Genomic DNA, 17,335 nt, shown 5'->3' with positions numbered 1-17,335 from the left:
TTTGCTACTAGATTCCAATCACGTTGTACTAATTCACGAGTTGTTTTATCTAACCAACGACGACGTTTTACGTGTAAATAAACACTATTTCCTCGTAAAGGAAAGTCTTGTATTGTTATCTCATTATGGAAGCCATGAGCGATAAGGATACGGTCTTTTGCTTCGGAAGGAACTACATTTAGTTCCTCAAAATACAGATGCATAGTCTCTCCTTGTTTTACTGTTTTGATTAAATTAAAATGTTCTACCAAGAACTCTGGTAAGATCATCTTTACAAACTCAATATAGTTGTCCATCATTATTATTTATTATCAACAAAGATCTACTCTTTTTAATTCACACACAACTTTTAGGATTGATCCTTTATTTGCTACTATTTTATTGCTCATTCCCACTATCTTCTTTACTTTTGAAGCTAACGGCAATAAAACTTACCATAAATGATTACAGCGATTCAAGATTGTACCTTAGTCAACCAAAAGAATGTCTTTTATAAACTTTTCTCTTATCAAGGAAAGAGTAACTATACCTTAGTATTACTTCACGATTCATTGGGATGTGTTACCCTTTGGAGAGATTGGCCAGAATTATTAGCAGAACAGTTGCAGTGTGATGTTTTGGTTTATGACAGAGTTGGGTATGGACTGTCTGACAAGATGGATACGACTAAGAGAGGACAAGATTATCTAAAGCAAGAAGCTGTATTCTTAAAAGCGTTTCTAGAAGAATTAGAATTGGATAAAGTAGCCTTGTTTGGGCATAGTGATGGAGCATCCATAGCATTATTATTTGCAGCTATGTATCCTGAGCAGACTTTAGCGCTAGTAGCAGAGGCTGGTCATATATTCGTAGAGCAAGTTACTTTAGATGGAGTACAGGCAGCTAAGACAGCTTATGAGACTACAGACCTAGGAGAGCGTTTAGTCAAGTATCACGGTACTAAAGTAGATGACGTAGTTAGAGCTTGGGTTGATACATGGCTTTCACCAGAATTTAAAGATTGGACAGTAGAGGAGGAGATGAAAGGTATCGTGTCACCACTATTATTTATACAAGGTGATCAAGACGAATATGGCAGTCTAGATCAAGTAGAAAAAACAATAAGTAACGCACAGGGAATAGCAGAGAAAGTAATCTTCGCTAATATCGGACACACTCCTCATAAAGAGATAAAAGAACCAACGTTAGAAGCTATCGTTTCATTCTTTAAGGCACACATATAGTTTAGAGTGCCTTAAGAGCTTCTATTTTATCGTGAAATAGTTTTTCTATCCTTGGGTCAATACTATTTAAGTAGGCTGATTTAAGACTGTTTAAATACTTTTCTAAATCAGGTACTTTACTTCCAGGGTCAAGATTAAAAGGAGTAGCTAAGTTTTTAGCTCTTATGATTTCGAATGCAGAAGTAATGTATTGTTGTTTGTCCATAAGGTATATGTTTCTTGAGAATGTTTTCTTCTAAGGCAAATGTACATAGAAATGCATAGACATAAAAACAAAAGAGGTAGCACTTACTAGTACTACCTCTTTTGTATTCACTCAAATTACTTAATAGATCAATTCATAAGTATTGATCTAATGTGTTATCTAGAGTTAATTAGATTCCTTGAGTAGGTATTTCGATATCATATACTCTACCATTTACTTTTAAGCTAGTGTTTACTAACCAAGGATTATAAAGCTTTAATAATTTATAATTGATACCTTGCTCTTTAGCGAATAATGCTAGATCTGCAATATCGTAATCCACAGTTACTTTCTTAGTAGGAACTAATGGATATTTCTCTGCCTCAGGTACATCAAAACCATATTTTATAGGGTTAGACATAATCTCTTTTAACGCTATAATTCTAAATACATATCTAGAAGTCTCTTGGTTTAAGAATAAGTCATAATAATCATTTACATACTGACTATCCATAGCACGTGACATACCTGCCATTCCTCTGTTATAAGAAGCAGCTGCCATAGTCCAGTTTCCAAATCTATTTTTAGCATTATTGAAGTACTTACATGCAGCTTCTGTTACTTTCACTAGGTCATATCTCTCATCTACATATTCATCCTGATATAGGTTGAACTCTTTACCTGTTCCTTTCATGAATTGCCAGAATCCACTAGCTCCTGCAGATGATACAGCATTAGCTAATCCACTTTCTATTACGCATAGGTATTTAAAATCATCAGGAATACCATTTTTCTTTAAGATAGGCTCGATAATTGGGAAAAATCGATGTGCTCTTTTGATAGATGTTATTGTACTACTGTGTAGGTTAGTATTGATAATAAGTTCTCTGTCATATCGCTCTTTTACATCTATTTTGTGTAATGGAACTTCTTCACCAGCGAAGTTAGCTGATTTCGGAAGAGGATGTGAGTGTAATGCAGAAGCATCGCTATCTCCTATAGAGTTAGTCGCCGAAGTAGCAAAGATAAATGTCGATGCCACAGCTAGTATAGCAGTTAAAGCTATTACGGATCTAAGAGTCTTTTTCATTGTCGTTTTTTAAATAAGCGTTTCTAAATTGTTGTTAAACCATTTGTATTTGGTGATGATCATAGCGTGTGTTCCTCCTTCTATTGTTATAGCAGATTTGATATTTTTAAATGGAAATATCTCATCCCTAGTACCATGTATATGTACCACATTGTCCAGAGCGTAATCTTGTTTCCACTTTAGTACTTCTCTGATAGCCCAATCTAGATATTTTTTATCTCTAAGGGGTAAGTATCTATCGTATAGTTCTAATCTCTTTTTTCGCTTGGCAGAAGCAGTCTTTTTTATCCATCCAAAAATGGTATTGACCATCGATGTAGGAAGACATTTATACAAACCAGTTTTGCGGGCAAAGTGGAATAGTTTTGGGAACTCTTTATTAGAACGTACACTCGAAATAATAATTGTCTTTTTTACAGAAATTAATTTACTTATTTCTTGCGCTAGAATACCGCCAAAAGACACTCCTATCAACACTGGATTTTCGTGTTTGATTAACGGGAGGTATCTCTGTGTATATTGGTCTAAGTTCTCCTTTTTTTCTACAGGTAACCATTCTAAAAAGACTAACTCATACTTGGACTCATCAAAAAAAATGTGTTCAAATATCAAGCTAGTAGAGGACATACCAGGGAAGAAATAAAGAGGTATTTTGCTCATTATAAATATTTTAAAACAGTTTTGTAAGGTTATGTGGAAAAAAATGCCGAACTTTGCTAAATATAGAGATTATAGTAAATCTAAAAAAGAAATACTAAATAATTTATTTCTTACTCGTATTCGACGAGAGCCTAATCAACTAAGAGAGATTTTAAAGCAGGGCATATAACAGTGTAAATGACATTACATATAGGTCATATAAGCTGTTGTAGCAGTTTGTGTTTTACTATCTGATCATTTTATTCGACTACCGCTGTATGTGAGCTTTTCTTAAGAGAGAATTTTAATAGAAAGGAGTATTTACTATAATTTGTTTTGTAATCATAAAACTTGGAGATATAATGGAAATTAAAGACAATGAGTTACTGCGTCAGTTCGAGTATGAGACTGAATCAGGGTTACTTAGTGTAGAGTATTCACTACAAGAAAGAAAAATTTTTCTTACAAAACTAACAGGGTTAGAAGAAGTATTACCTACTCAGGCATCTGATTTCTTAAAAGGGATATTGGAGATGTTGAGAGAGAAAAGACTGAGAGTAGTACCTACACACCCAAAGATTGTTTCTTTCTTTAGAAAGAACCCTGTTTATAAAGAGATGCTACCTCCTGGTATCCGCATCTAATGGTTTAAGATTGCCGTAAAGACAACACCGTATCACGATAATCTAACCGTTATCGACTAGAGTATAACATATAGAGGTAAATAGCATATAAGAGAATATGCATGTAATAAACAATAGTACCTATAAGATTTACTAAGTTAATACGACCTATTATAAAAAAGCCTGTTTTGGAATATTCCGAAACAGGCTTTTTTGTATTATAGCGTTATCGCGATTATATAAATTCTAATCTTACGATACCGTCTTCATCTATTTTAGTTAATTTCACTGGGTGTAAAGTGTTTACTAACGCTGGATCCCAAGGAGTTTTTACTTTAACGTAGTTCTCAGTAAATCCGTGGATATATCCCTCTTTATTCTCACTTTCGAATAGAACAGTCTTTTCTTTACCTAATTGTGATTCGTAGAATGCACGACGTTTCTTTACAGAAAGCCCTCTTAGCATTTTACTTCTCTTATTACGCACATTCATAGGTACTACTTCATCCATATCTACAGCTTCAGTATTATCACGCTCAGAGTATGTAAATACGTGTAAGTAAGAAATGTCTAACTCGTTTAAGAAATTATAAGTATCTAAGAACTTCTCATCAGACTCACCAGGGAATCCTACGATCACGTCTACACCTATACAGCAGTCAGGCATTACCTCTCTAATCTTCTCTACACGTTCTACATATAGTTCGCGTAGGTAACGACGTTTCATTTTTTTCAGAATGTCGTTACATCCAGACTGTAGTGGAATGTGGAAGTGAGGAACGAAAGTTCTACTCTTAGAAACGAAATCAATAGTTTCATTCTTTAATAAGTTAGGCTCTATAGACGAGATACGAAGTCTCTCTATTCCCTCTACTTTATCTAACTCTTGTACTAATTCTAAGAAAGTGTGTTCGTGTTTTTTATTCCCAAACTCTCCTTTACCGTAGTCACCAATGTTAACCCCAGTTAGTACAATCTCTTTAATATCTTGAGCAGAGATTTCAGCTGCATTCTTTAATACATTATCCATTGTATCACTACGAGAAATACCACGAGCTAATGGAATAGTACAGTATGTACACTTATAGTCACATCCGTCTTGTACTTTTAAGAATGCACGAGTACGGTCACCTATAGAGTAACTACCTACATAAAAATCTGCTTCTGATATCTCACACGAGTGCACTTGTCCCATATCATTCTTAGACAAGTCATTGATATAATCTGTTATTTTAAACTTCTCAGTAGCACCTAATACTAAATCTACACCATCTACAGACGCTAGTTCTTCTGGTTTTAATTGAGCATAACAACCTACTGCTGCTACGAAAGCTTTATCGTTTTTCTTTTGAGCCTTTTTTACTATTTGTTTAAACTGTTTGTCTGCATTTTCAGTTACAGAACACGTATTGATAACATAGATATCAGCTACCTCTTCGAAATCCACTCTATCGAATCCTTCTTCAGCAAAATTTCTAGCGATAGTGGAAGTTTCTGAGAAGTTAAGCTTACATCCTAATGTATAAAAAGCTACTTTTTTTCTATTTTCCATAATGATTACTTACTAAGTAGTAACTTTGAATTATATTTACTTTTTCAATATTGAAAAGGTTTGCAAATTTACGTACAAAAATCGGTTTGATGAAATCAATAATTCATTACGTTTCAATATTTTGTGTCTGTGCACTGACGTTTTCTTGTCAGAAAAAAACAGCTAATCAAGATAAAGATTTAGTTTTTAGATATAACGAGAATGCTAATATTCAAACATTAGACCCAGCTTTCGCAAGAAATATGGCTATTATCTGGCCGTGTAATCAACTTTTTAACGGGTTAGTACAGCTAGATGACAGCTTACATATACAACCTGATATCGCTAAGCAATGGACCATCAGTCAAGATGGATTACAATACGACTTTACACTTAGACCTAATGTCTATTTTCACAAGCATACTAACTTTGGAGCTGACAGTACCAGAGCTGTGGTAGCGAGTGATTTTGAGTACAGCTTTAATAGGATATTAGACACAGATGTAGTCTCTCCTGGTGCGTGGATATTTCAGAAAGTAAAACAATTTAAAGCTGTTAATGACAGTGTATTTCGCATTGAGTTAAAAGAAGCTTTCCCAGCATTTTTAGGATTATTATCGATGAGGTATGCCTCAGTAGTACCTAGAGAAATAGTAGAAGATAAGACTATAGACTTTCGTTCGCACCCTATCGGTACAGGGCCATTCTACTTCAAGTTTTGGGAAGAGAACGTAAAGTTAGTTCTTCGCAAAAATCCTTCTTACTTTGAGAAAGATGAAAACGGAAAAGCCTTACCTTACTTAGAGGCAGTATCTATTACCTTCTTACCAGATAAGCAGAGTGGTTTCTTACAGTTTTTACAAGGTAACTTAGATTTTGTTTCTGGATTAGATCCATCTTATAAGGATGATATCATCACAGAGAATGGACAGCTAAACCCGAAGTATAGCGATAAGTTACAGATGGAGACAGGTCCTTATCTGAATACAGAATACTTAGGATTTAACCTACAATCTCCTGGAGCAGTTCAAGATGTCCGTGTCAGAAGAGCTTTAAATATGGGGTTTGATCGCAATAAGATGTTGTTATATCTACGCAGCGGTTTAGGTGATGGTAATGTAGGCGGTATTATACCGACAGGTCTAGGCGGTCACTTTAGTACAGATAAGTTATATGATCCTATAAAAGCAAAGGCTTTTATAGATGAGTATAAGACAGAGAAGAAAACAAATAAGGTAGAAGTAGTCTTATCAACTAATGCTAACTACTTAGATATAGCAGAGTATTTACAGCGTGAGTGGAAGAAGATAGGGATAGAGGTAATCGTAGATGTGACACCACCCGCTTCACTACGTCAAGGTATGGCTTCTGGTAAAGTAGCATTCTTTAGAGGAAGTTGGATAGCCGATTATCCTGATGCAGAGAATTACTTGTCTTTATTCTACTCAAAAAATAAAGCTCCTAATGGGCCTAATTATACCCGATTTGAGAACAAACAGTTTGATCGTTTATATGAACAGGCTTTTAAAGAAGTATCAGTAGAGAAACGAAATGAGTTATACCAGCAGATGGATCAGCTTATAGCAAGTGAAGTGCCTGCAATAATCTTGTTCTATGATAGAGCAGCGAGGTTCTCTCATCAAAATGTAAAAGGATTAGGAATTAACCCTATGAATAATCTATTCTTAAAGAGAGTATATAAAGAGTAACAAATATCTATACTAAGATATCCTATTAATCAGGAAACAAAACAGCCAGCTAATACAACCAGGTATTAGCTGGCTGTTTTTGTTTGGTATAGAGATAGAATGTTTTGATACACTTTAATTATTACTTGAGACATAAAGGGAATGGAAAGGATTAAATTTTATAAGAAACCAATTGTCATGTGAAGAGCGTTCTAAACCTAGAGGATTGGAGAATAAGTAGAGAATAGTTGGAGCATTCTTGGACAAATGGCCTCTTTTGCCCACTATTCTCTTGTTATTGTCCATGAATTGTCCAAGGAGTATGATTGAGGGCTTGTATTTACTGGCCTTATAGGGGATACTTAATAAAAGGTATTTATATATTTTTTATTTAAGTTGTTGTATATTAATTGTTTGACTTTTTTGTGAATAAAAAAAGTTACTGTAAGTTTTTTTATTTTTAGGTGAATTACCTCAGTTTTAGTCTCAAAAAGAAAAAAATACTTAAAAATGTGACTTATTTATGTCCTAAAAGTCTATATAGTAGGCGAAAAACAAAAAAGTGATATCAGTTTTTTGAGAAGTAGTGATGAAGAGGTGGAGTATAATGTAGAGACGGATTATTATCCGTGTCACCCAAAGTATAATGTGTTTAAACTGTTTCTATGTATTGTGGGGGCGAATAGTAATTCGCCCGTACTATTGTGGTTACACTGTGTGTGATTGTTTAATTGCTACGAAGTCAGGAGACTTCGCAGAGCAGGAGTAATAATGAAGAGGTGGAGTATAATGTAGAGACGGATTATTATCTGTGTCACTCAAAGTATAATGTGTATAGACTGTTTCTATGTATTGTGGGGGCGAATAGTAATTCGCCCGTACTATTGTGGTTACACTGTGTGTGATTGTTTAATTGCTACGAAGTTAGGAGACTTCGCAGAGCAGGAGTAATAATGAAGAGGTGGAGTATAAAGTAGAGACGGATTATTATCTGTGTCACTCAAAGTATAATTTAAGGTAATAAATGTGATTACATATATGCTCATTAAACATTGATTATACTTAAAAAAAGCACAGGAATTACAAGGAGAATAATATTGTCTATTTATATCAGTGAAGTGTTAAAAATAGGGATGTATTGTTTATTTTTGCGTTAACCACCATACTGTAGATTTAAATACCTTATTAACATGTTAAATGAATTAGTAGTCTTAGTAGTAGATGATGAGCCAAAAGTGGCTGAAGTATTAAAAACTATTATTGAGAAAAAAGTTAATTATCAAGATCGTATTATCGTTCATACTGCGGCTTCTGTACAAGAGGCTGTTAAGCAGGTACAAGCATTTCTTCCAGACATTGTGTTTTTAGATATACACATGCCAGAAGAGGATGGTTTTGAGCTGTTTAATTATGTGGATAAGAATACCTTTGAGGTAGTATTTACTACTGCGTATGATCAGTATGCTATAGAAGCTATTAATAAATATGACTGTTTGAAGTATCTGCTTAAACCGATAGGGATACAGGATGTACAAAATGTATTTGACAAGTATAAGGAATTAGAAGGGTATCAATACTTCTATAAAGTAATTAAGAATAATCAGAAGAGATATATGGTGCGCGTAGATGATATTGTGTACTGTAAGGCTGCTGATAACTACTGTGAGATCTACTTAAAAGATCAAAAATACTTAATATCTAAGACGCTTAAGAATGTAGAAGATAAGATTAAGCACAAGAACTTTATACGTGTTAATCGCTCTTATTTAGTCAACGTAGATTATATTGATTATATCGATAAGGAGACGAATATAATCCATTTTAAAGAGATCATCACGGTGAACAATGAAGAAACTGATAATGTTATAACAGTTGCTGCGTCTGTGATGAAAGACCTCAATAATCTTAATCTATGAGGTATTTACTAACTGTATTTTTATGGCTGTGTGTTTCTGTAGTATTTGGACAAGGAGTTGTCACTAAACAATATACTATAGAGAACGGGCTAATGGCTAATGATGTGCGCGCATTATGTGTAGACTCTAAAGGGGTGTTATGGATAGGGTCTCGCTCTGGGTTAGCTCAAAAAATACAAGGTGTAGTAAAACCTAATGAAGATGCTGCTAGATATAGATATACCAATATCACTGATATTATCGAGGATGATCAAAAGACAATCTGGGTAGGTAGTTATGGTCAGGGGATTTTGTATAGAGCGAAGGGAGAGGTGCGTGTTATCAGTACACAGCAAGGTTTAATCTCTAATAGAATACGAAGACTATTCGATCATGAGGGAGCTATCTATGTAGCGACTTCAGATGGGGTGTCTATTATCTCTAAAAAAGATTTATCTGTCAAGAACCCTACGTTTAAGTCAAGTAAAAATAACCCTTTTGAAGTTAGTGATTTCTTTGAGTATAAAGGAGAGGTGTATGTAGCTACTATTAATGATGGTATCTTTAAGATAGTAGGGGATAAACTAGAGTTTATAGAAAAGGTAGGACGTGTATTTGCGGCTATTAATTTAGATGGCTTAGTATTTTATGGCTGTCAAGACGGATTGATTATAAAGGATATTGCTACAAATAAAGTTGTAAAGCATTATAATATACCTGCAGTTAAGGATATTAAGAGGGCTAATAATCAACTGTATGTAGTAAGTGGTAGTGTAGATGAGAATAATGGGCATATCTATAGATGGGATGGAGTTTCGTTAAACAATATCACAGAGTATTTAGGAACTAAAAAGACAGATTACTATTCGATTAGTTACGATGAGAGAAATGACTTTTTATATTTAGGAACTAAGTCAGAAGGAGTGTTTCAGGTAGACTTATTTTCTCCTTTGAGTTTTGATTCTTCGTATGGGAGTGTTTCTGTGGTTAAGGGGCTAAATGATAGAATATTCGTATTTAGCAGTAAAGGGTTGTCTATTCAGGATAAAGATAAAGAGCTATTAACGATGCCTCTTCAAAGGTTTAAATACTTTCAGGAGCAACAGTATAAAAAATATGCTGATTATACGACTAAAGCTAACCACTTCTATGAAATAGATTATACGACACCTGCGAATAGAATTGTGTTTTATTCTGCTGTTCCTTATGGGAATTCAATGTGGGTGAGTAGTAATGTTGGAGTGTTTCAGATAGCCTATAATGGTTATTTATTGTCATATCATTCTATACATACTTATCGATTTGGGTTTTATAAAAATCGCTTTATAGAGACTAATCCTTATGGAGGAGTACGTATTTATAACGATTTGGCTAATATGGATTATCGCTACTATTTTAGAGTAGATAGTGAAGATATTCCCAGGGATGTTGTAGATATTACTTACGTTGATGATAAGATGTATTTCGCTGGAGCTTTGGATGGTCTATATGTATTAGACAACAAAGAGTTTACTTCTCTTGCTGCTAAGAATCTTTTTGCAGAGCATAGGATAAAGAAGATTACTAATGGTGATAAGAATACATTATATGTATCCACTGACTTTAATGATATCTATTTGTTAGAGGTTAAAAGTGGTAAGTATACAGTGAAAGACTTTATCTCTAATAAAGATATTGAAGGTACTAATATTACACTACTGAAGTATGTAGATGGCAAATTGTTTATCGGTACGAGCAAAGGACTTACTGTTATAGATAAGAATAATAAGTTTTATTTTAATAAAGAGCAGGGGTTCGGTAGAGGAGAGATCTTGTCTAGTACTGTAAAGGATAATTTGATGTATATCGGTACTTCAGAGGGACTTCATATTTTAGATATTACTTATTTTAAACAAAGAGTAGTACAATACCAGGTCAATATCTCTCAAATAGAGGTTAATGGACAGGAGTTAGATAAAAAAGGAGAGATATATCACAATATTAGAGAACTACACTTAAAGAGCAAGGAGAATAACTTACAAATTGGCTTTGAGGTATTAGGTACCAAATTTCCAGATAAACTAAACTTTCAATATCGCCTTAAGCTCGGTGAGACGTGGATGAATGTGAAGGAGAATAAACTGGAACTTCACTACTTAGAGCCAGGTGTATATCCAATAGATATTAAGATTATGGATTATGACAGTGGTAATGAATTAATATATCCACTGCTGTTCTTAGAGATAGAGAAACCATTTTATGCCAAGACATGGTTTATCGTATTATGTATAGGGTTATTAGCTGCTAGCTTTTATATTATCTATGTTATACGTGTTAGACAACTTAGAAAGTTGCAGCGTATGGAGAATAAGAAGTTAGAATATGAGAAGCGCTTGGCTGAAGTGCAGTTACAGTTTGTACGTAGTCAGATGAACTCTCACTTTATCTTTAATGTACTTAGTTCTATACAATATTATATTATTAAGGAGGAAGTAGATGATGCTTTATTCTATCTAGAGCGTTTCGCTAAACTTATTAGAACTACGCTAGAGATGTCTACTAAAGAACGCATCACGTTAAAAGAAGAATGTGAGTATCTTAAGATTTATGTAGATATAGAAAATATGCGTCTAGATGGACGTGTGACTTTTAAAATAGAGAAGGGTAATGTAGATTTGGCAGCTGTTAATATACCTCCATTACTTCTACAACCTTTCGTAGAGAATGCTTTAGTACATGCTTTTCCTAGTTCTATAGAGCACCCATTATTAGTCATTGCTACAGAACGACTGTCAGATAATAGTCTAGTGATCGAAATAACCGATAATGGAATTGGTGAAATGTCTATTAGAGAGAAAAAACATGAGTCAAAAGGGCTCTCAATAGTGAAAGAAAGAATGTCTCTGTTACAGCAATATTTAGATGAAGATTTAATAATAGATCATCATACTAAAGGGACAACAGTGCGATTAATATTAAGAAATGTGTTTAAGTAAATGAAGAGATATCTATTTTTAGGAATCTTTATTCTGTATATGTTAGCTAATGCCTATGTGTTTTATAACTATAGTGCTTTAGTCAGAGACAGTGATTATAGTGTGAAGGTGTTTTTCGGAGGGATGATGACGTTAATGTCTTTAAGTGTGATTATATTTTATGGTGTAGGTAAGCGATTGCCAGTATATATTGCCTCGTATTTATATAAGATTGGTACAGGATGGTTAATGCTGAGTATATATGCTTTTATGTTATGCTTATTATTTGATATAGGATGGTTGATTAATACATTGACTGTAAAGTCGGACTTATTTATCTATAATCACCATTCTTCTGCTAGAGGGTCTCTGTTAATACTGATCACTTTAGCTATCGCGTTTATAGGTCATTTTACCTATTTAAAGAAGAAGAGAAGAGAGATCGTAATTAAGGTGGATAAGAAATTGCCAAAAGAGCTTCGTTTTGTTTTACTTACCGATATGCATTTGGGGTATGCTATAGAGCATAAAGAATTGAATAGATGGGTCAAGTGTGTTAATGATGAACAGGCAGATGCTGTATTAATAGCAGGTGATGTGATAGATGTAAGCCTTATACCATTACAATATTATAAATTAGATGAGGTACTAAAACAGTTTAATAGTAAATATGGTACCTATGCATGCTTAGGTAATCACGAGTATTTAGCTGGGACAGAAGGAAGTATGAAGTTCTTAAAAGAGTCAGGCATTAAGGTGTTGAGAGATGAGGTAATGTCTATAGATGAGCTGAATATTAATATTATCGGTAGAGATGATAAGACTAATAGACACCGAAAAGAGTTATCAGAGTTGATGATGCCTTTGGATGATAATAAGGTTAGTATTTTATTAGATCACCAACCTTATGCTTTAGAACAGGCTGTGAATAATAAGATAGACTTACAGTGTTCTGGGCATACGCATAGAGGTCAGATGTGGCCTATATCGTGGATTACGGATAGACTATTTGAGAATTCGCATGGATATTTAAAGAAAGAGAATACTCATATCTATGTTAGTTCAGGTGTAGGTATATGGGGTGGTAGATATCGCATAGGGACAGTGTCAGAATATATCGTCATTAGAGTACAAGGAGTACAATAAAATAAAGTGTAATTAATAGCCTTTTTTCTTATCAAGAATAAAAGGCTATTTTTGTAAAAAATTAGAGATTGTGAACTATTTATCGGTTGAAAATATATCAAAGTCCTTTGGAGCAAGAACCTTGTTCGAGGACTTGTCATTTGGGATTAATAAAGATCAGAAGATTGCCTTCGTAGCAAAGAACGGAACAGGTAAGACTACTATACTTCGTATCTTAACAGGTGAGGACTTCCCAGATAGTGGGCAAGTAGTAATGCGCAAGGGGATTCGTATGGCTTTCTTATCTCAAGAGCCAGCGTTGCAAGATGAGTTGACTGTAGAGGAGAGTATCTTCGCTTCTGATAATGACACACTAAAAATTATAGAAGAATACGAAAAGGCTTTAGAGAATCCAGAAGATGTAGAGGCATATCAAAAAGCATTTGAAAAAATGGATGCTCATAATGCTTGGGATTTTGAGACGCAGTATAAACAGATTTTGTTTAAACTGAAATTAGAAGACTTAAAGCTGAAAGTAAAGACTTTATCAGGAGGACAGAAAAAAAGGTTAGCGCTAGCTATTATCTTGATTAATAGACCTGATTTATTGATTTTAGATGAGCCTACTAACCACTTAGATCTAGAAATGATCGAATGGTTAGAGAATTACTTTGCTAAAGAGAATATTACGTTATTTATGGTAACGCACGACCGTTTCTTCTTAGAACGTGTGTGTAATGAGATTATAGAACTAGATAATGGTAAGATTTATCAGTATAAAGGAAACTATTCTTACTACTTAGAAAAGAAAGAAGAGCGTATAGCAATAGAGAATGCTAGTATAGATAAGGCTCAGAACTTATTTGTTAAGGAGTTGTCATGGATGAGAAGACAACCTAAAGCCCGTACGACTAAGTCTAAGTCGCGTATCGATGATTTCTATGTTATTAAAGAGAAAGCGCATAGTAGAAGACGTGAGCATCAAGTAGAGTTAGAGATTAATATGGAGCGCATGGGAAGTAAGATAGTAGAACTTCACAAGCTACATAAGAAGTTTAAAGATAAAACGATCTTAAATGACTTTAGCTATAATTTTAATAAGGGGGAACGTATCGGTATTATCGGTAAGAATGGTAGTGGTAAGTCTACATTCCTAAACATACTAACTCAAGGACTACAACCTGATGCAGGAAAAGTAGTAGTAGGAGAGACTATTAAAATAGGATATTATACTCAGGGAGGTATTCATATTAAACCAGAACAGAAGGTAATTGATGTTATTAAGGAGTTCGGTGAATACATTCCGTTAGCTAAAGGTAGATCTATATCTGCAGGGCAGCTTTTAGAGCGCTTCTTATTCGATAGAAAGAAACAACATGATTATGTAGAGAAACTAAGTGGAGGAGAGCTTAAACGTCTTTATTTATGTACTGTACTTATACAGAACCCTAATTTCTTGATTCTGGATGAGCCTACGAATGATTTAGATATTGTTACTCTTAATGTATTAGAGAGTTTCTTATTAGATTATCCTGGTTGTTTAGTAGTAGTATCTCACGATAGATACTTTATGGATAAAATCGTAGATCACTTATTCGTCTTTAGAGGAGAGGGAGAAATAGAGGATTTCCCAGGGAACTATTCTGACTTTAGAACATATGAAGATAGTATCGAACCTGTGAAGGATGATGCTCCTAAAGAAAAGGTGAATTGGAAAGAGAACCAAGTGAAAAAAGGTTTAACATTTCAAGAGCAAAAAGAGTTTCAAAAAGTAGAAAGAGAAATCGCAAATCTTGAACAAAAAAAAATAGAGATAGAAGCATTGTTTTCTGAAGGAAAAGTCGGAGATGACAAGATAGAAACAAAAGCAAATGAGCTTCAAAAAATACTTCAAGAATTAGAAGAAAAAGAGGAGAAATGGTTTGAACTTTCTTCCAAAATGGAGGAATAAAAAATGCCATTTTAACAGAAATGAAAAGAGGTGTAATATTAGGCAATATTACACCTCTTTTTTCGTTCATAAGCGATATTTACTGATGTGGGCTCCTTTAATTTATGATTTTTTTATGTTTTAAGCAAGTTTATTTTTGTTAATCTGAATATTTTTAATAAACTGACTTTTAAATAGTTGCATGTGTTTTTGCTGTTAAAGTTTGAAAAGTGACATTAAAAAAATAGGAGTTTTTGAAAAATGAAGTATCTTTGTCAACAGAAATTTCAAGTGGTGACAGGGCTTGAGAAATTAGTTTTAATGAGAAAAAAATGTTCTTTTTTTATTGGTGTTGTCCTATTAACAGGAGGGGTAGTTTCAGGTTTTAAACAGTATGAAACTATGCTTTTAGAGGAGTATAAAATAGTCCCTGAAGGACCCTTATCTTATGAGTTTCCAAACAGCGATATCGCTATGGAAGAGTCAGGAGAGTTATTAGCAATACCATTTATCGGAAAGACTTATGTCGGTTTTAAACAGGCATTGGCAGTTCGCGAATCGTATGGATTATACAGAATAGTTAACTCATACGGTTATATGGGCAAATACCAGTTTGGTAAAGTAGCACTACGTTCAATAGGTGTAACAGACACGAGTAGTTTCTTACATGATCCTTTAATGCAAGAGAAAGCTTTCGATGCTTTAGTTGCAAAGAATAAATGGATCTTGAGAAAAGAGATTGAAAAATTTGATGGTAAACGTATCGGAGGTATCCAAATTACTGAATCAGGAATTTTAGCTGCAGCTCACTTAGGTGGAGCAGGATCAGTAAAGAAATTCTTAAACAGTAATGGTGCAAACGGATTCCAAGATGGATATGGAACTTCGATTCGTACATATTTAAAAAGTTTTAGCGGATACGATGTATCTGATATTACAGCAGAAAAAGATGCAGTAGTAGTACTATAACTCTTTAAGAAAGAAAAGCTTAAAGGATATCGTTTTTAAAATGATATCCTTTTTTTATTGTTTATTGAAAATAAGTTTCTACATTTGCAATTCAATAAGTAGAAAAACGAAATGAATTTAATTCTTACAAATACTTGGTGGTGGACTAAACTTACGTCGAATGTCGTGAGCAGTCCTTGCTATGTATATATGAATTAAGAGAAATAATATATAATACCTAGAAGAGGCTTGTCATACGACAAGCCTCTTTTTTTTGTGCCTAATCGAAAGTAAAAATTAAAACAAATTATACAATGAAATATCAAGTAAATCAAGACGGTTATTACGGGAATTATGGTGGAGCATTTATTCCTGAAGCATTAGCTCCAATTATTGGGCAGTTACAAAGGGAGTATATCTCTATTATAGAACAAGAGGACTTTCAGAAAGAGATGGCTCAGTTATTAGAAGATTACGTGGGGCGTCCAACTCCTTTATACTTTGCTAAAGGATTGTCTGAGAAGTATAATACTAAAGTATATTTAAAAAGAGAGGATCTATGTCATACTGGAGCGCATAAGATTAATAATACTATTGGACAGATATTATTAGCTAAGCGATTAGGAAAGAATAAAATAGTAGCTGAGACAGGGGCAGGACAACATGGTGTAGCTACTGCTACTGTGTGTGCACTTATGGGAATGGAGTGTATCGTATATATGGGGGCTTTAGACATCGAAAGACAAGCGCCAAATGTGGCTCGTATGAAAATGTTAGGAGCTGAGGTGAGACCTGCTGAATCTGGAGCTAAGACTCTGAAAGAGGCTGTAGATGAAGCTTTACTATATTGGATAGAAAATCCAGATGATACATTTTATCTAATAGGTTCGGCAGTAGGTCCACACCCTTATCCTGATATGGTAAGTAGATTTCAATCTATTATTTCTAAAGAAATCAGAAAACAGTTATTGGCAAAAGAAGGACGTGAAGAACCTGACTATGTAGTAGCTTGTGTAGGTGGAGGAAGTAATGCAGTAGGAGCATTCTATCATTTCTTAGAAGATGAACAAGTTAAACTTATTGTAGCAGAAGGTGGAGGAGAAGGAGCTGATAGTCCTAAGACAGCTGCTACATCATTTGTAGGTAAAGAAGGAGTATTACACGGTAGTAAGACTTTATTTATGCAAGATGAACAAGGTGAGCCTTTAGAAGCTTATTCTGTATCAGCAGGATTAGACTATCCAGGTTTTGGACCTTTATATGCGCATATGAAAGAGTTAGGTAGAGCTGAGTTCTTTGCGATTAAAGATGATGAAGCTATGAATGCAGGGTTAGCATTGTGTAAAGTAGAAGGTATTATCCCTGCTATTGAAAGTTCACATGCATTAGCTGTGTTAGATCAGCGCAAGTTTAAACCTAAGGATGTTGTGGTAATAAATCTGTCAGGAAGAGGAGATAAAGACCTTGATAATTACCGTAGTTACTTTAACTTCTAATTTCTAGAG

At 34.2% G+C, this 17,335-nt stretch carries 14 protein-coding genes; 9 read left to right on the top strand and 5 right to left on the bottom strand.

The window, feature by feature from the left end; translation table 11 throughout:
* The coding region (locus BMX53_RS16605) for an ISAon1 family transposase N-terminal region protein (RefSeq protein ID WP_449406554.1) at positions 1 to 296 on the bottom strand (296 nt) is incomplete at its 3' end.
* Positions 297 to 440: 144 nt separating this feature from the next.
* On the opposite strand from BMX53_RS16605, the gene BMX53_RS16600 reads away from it, so the two are divergent.
* Entirely contained in the window at positions 441 to 1,223 is a 783-nt protein-coding gene (locus BMX53_RS16600; protein ID WP_074747748.1) for an alpha/beta fold hydrolase, read from the top strand.
* A 1-nt stretch (position 1,224) separates the two neighbouring features.
* Here the strand turns inward: BMX53_RS16600 and BMX53_RS16595 are convergent, their stop codons facing one another.
* From BMX53_RS16595 to BMX53_RS16585, 3 genes are all read right to left on the bottom strand, one after another.
* A complete protein-coding gene (locus tag BMX53_RS16595; protein ID WP_063176759.1) occupies positions 1,225 to 1,428 on the bottom strand; it encodes a hypothetical protein in 204 nt (67 codons plus the stop codon).
* 169 nt (positions 1,429 to 1,597) lie between these two features.
* Positions 1,598 to 2,497 (bottom strand): lytic transglycosylase domain-containing protein, encoded by a 900-nt coding sequence (locus BMX53_RS16590; protein WP_074747746.1) that lies wholly within the window; start codon positions 2,495 to 2,497, stop codon positions 1,598 to 1,600.
* Between the two features lie 9 nt (positions 2,498 to 2,506).
* Positions 2,507 to 3,157 (bottom strand): alpha/beta hydrolase, encoded by a 651-nt coding sequence (locus tag BMX53_RS16585; RefSeq protein WP_074747744.1) that lies wholly within the window; start codon positions 3,155 to 3,157, stop codon positions 2,507 to 2,509.
* A gap of 341 nt (positions 3,158 to 3,498) precedes the next feature.
* Here BMX53_RS16585 and BMX53_RS16580 point away from each other — a divergent pair, with 341 nt between their 5' ends.
* Positions 3,499 to 3,780: a GNAT family N-acetyltransferase gene (locus tag BMX53_RS16580; RefSeq protein WP_038984643.1), complete on the top strand. Its 282-nt coding sequence runs from the start codon at positions 3,499 to 3,501 to the stop codon at positions 3,778 to 3,780.
* 214 nt (positions 3,781 to 3,994) lie between these two features.
* On the opposite strand, the gene mtaB is transcribed toward BMX53_RS16580, so the two are convergent.
* Positions 3,995 to 5,311 carry a tRNA (N(6)-L-threonylcarbamoyladenosine(37)-C(2))-methylthiotransferase MtaB gene (gene mtaB, locus BMX53_RS16575; RefSeq protein WP_038984644.1) on the bottom strand — a complete coding sequence of 439 codons (1,317 nt, stop codon included), beginning with the start codon at positions 5,309 to 5,311 and terminating at the stop codon, positions 3,995 to 3,997.
* Between the two features lie 89 nt (positions 5,312 to 5,400).
* On the opposite strand from mtaB, the gene BMX53_RS16570 reads away from it, so the two are divergent.
* The 7 genes from BMX53_RS16570 (at position 5,401) to trpB (ending at position 17,326) form a co-directional block, all read left to right on the top strand.
* Positions 5,401 to 6,999 (top strand): ABC transporter substrate-binding protein, encoded by a 1,599-nt coding sequence (locus tag BMX53_RS16570; protein WP_074747741.1) that lies wholly within the window; start codon positions 5,401 to 5,403, stop codon positions 6,997 to 6,999.
* Between the two features lie 1,169 nt (positions 7,000 to 8,168).
* Positions 8,169 to 8,894, top strand: coding sequence for a LytR/AlgR family response regulator transcription factor (locus BMX53_RS16565; protein WP_074747739.1), 726 nt, complete (start codon positions 8,169 to 8,171; stop codon positions 8,892 to 8,894).
* Positions 8,891 to 11,848: a sensor histidine kinase gene (locus BMX53_RS16560; protein WP_074747736.1), complete on the top strand. Its 2,958-nt coding sequence runs from the start codon at positions 8,891 to 8,893 to the stop codon at positions 11,846 to 11,848. The genes BMX53_RS16565 and BMX53_RS16560 overlap by 4 nt, the downstream gene beginning before the upstream one ends.
* Positions 11,849 to 12,973: a metallophosphoesterase gene (locus BMX53_RS16555; protein ID WP_074747733.1), complete on the top strand. Its 1,125-nt coding sequence runs from the start codon at positions 11,849 to 11,851 to the stop codon at positions 12,971 to 12,973. It begins immediately after the preceding gene.
* A 70-nt stretch (positions 12,974 to 13,043) separates the two neighbouring features.
* Complete coding sequence (locus tag BMX53_RS16550; protein ID WP_074747730.1) at positions 13,044 to 14,903, top strand: ABC-F family ATP-binding cassette domain-containing protein; 1,860 nt, start codon at positions 13,044 to 13,046, stop codon at positions 14,901 to 14,903.
* Positions 14,904 to 15,143: 240 nt separating this feature from the next.
* Positions 15,144 to 15,851 (top strand): peptidoglycan-binding protein LysM, encoded by a 708-nt coding sequence (locus tag BMX53_RS16545; RefSeq protein ID WP_244154530.1) that lies wholly within the window; start codon positions 15,144 to 15,146, stop codon positions 15,849 to 15,851.
* Positions 15,852 to 16,144: 293 nt separating this feature from the next.
* Entirely contained in the window at positions 16,145 to 17,326 is a 1,182-nt protein-coding gene (gene trpB / locus BMX53_RS16540; protein ID WP_074747727.1) for a tryptophan synthase subunit beta, read from the top strand.
* The last annotated feature ends 9 nt before the right edge of the window (positions 17,327 to 17,335 follow it).

Origin of the sequence: Myroides marinus (assembly GCF_900109075.1) — a bacterium.
In the GTDB taxonomy this organism is placed as follows: domain Bacteria; phylum Bacteroidota; class Bacteroidia; order Flavobacteriales; family Flavobacteriaceae; genus Flavobacterium; species Flavobacterium marinum_A.
Note: the sequence above shows the minus strand (reverse complement) of the source record. Positions and strands in the feature narration are given on the sequence as shown.

Coding starts and splice junctions, on each gene's coding strand:
- mtaB (WP_038984644.1), bottom strand. CDS start 5,311: ATGGAAAATAGAAAAAAAGTAGCTTTTTATACATTAGGATGTAAGCTT.
- BMX53_RS16580 (WP_038984643.1), top strand. CDS start 3,499: ATGGAAATTAAAGACAATGAGTTACTGCGTCAGTTCGAGTATGAGACT.
- BMX53_RS16560 (WP_074747736.1), top strand. CDS start 8,891: ATGAGGTATTTACTAACTGTATTTTTATGGCTGTGTGTTTCTGTAGTA.
- BMX53_RS16600 (WP_074747748.1), top strand. CDS start 441: ATGATTACAGCGATTCAAGATTGTACCTTAGTCAACCAAAAGAATGTC.
- BMX53_RS16545 (WP_244154530.1), top strand. CDS start 15,144: ATGAAGTATCTTTGTCAACAGAAATTTCAAGTGGTGACAGGGCTTGAG.
- BMX53_RS16595 (WP_063176759.1), bottom strand. CDS start 1,428: ATGGACAAACAACAATACATTACTTCTGCATTCGAAATCATAAGAGCT.
- BMX53_RS16565 (WP_074747739.1), top strand. CDS start 8,169: ATGTTAAATGAATTAGTAGTCTTAGTAGTAGATGATGAGCCAAAAGTG.
- BMX53_RS16555 (WP_074747733.1), top strand. CDS start 11,849: ATGAAGAGATATCTATTTTTAGGAATCTTTATTCTGTATATGTTAGCT.
- BMX53_RS16585 (WP_074747744.1), bottom strand. CDS start 3,157: ATGAGCAAAATACCTCTTTATTTCTTCCCTGGTATGTCCTCTACTAGC.
- trpB (WP_074747727.1), top strand. CDS start 16,145: ATGAAATATCAAGTAAATCAAGACGGTTATTACGGGAATTATGGTGGA.
- BMX53_RS16570 (WP_074747741.1), top strand. CDS start 5,401: ATGAAATCAATAATTCATTACGTTTCAATATTTTGTGTCTGTGCACTG.
- BMX53_RS16590 (WP_074747746.1), bottom strand. CDS start 2,497: ATGAAAAAGACTCTTAGATCCGTAATAGCTTTAACTGCTATACTAGCT.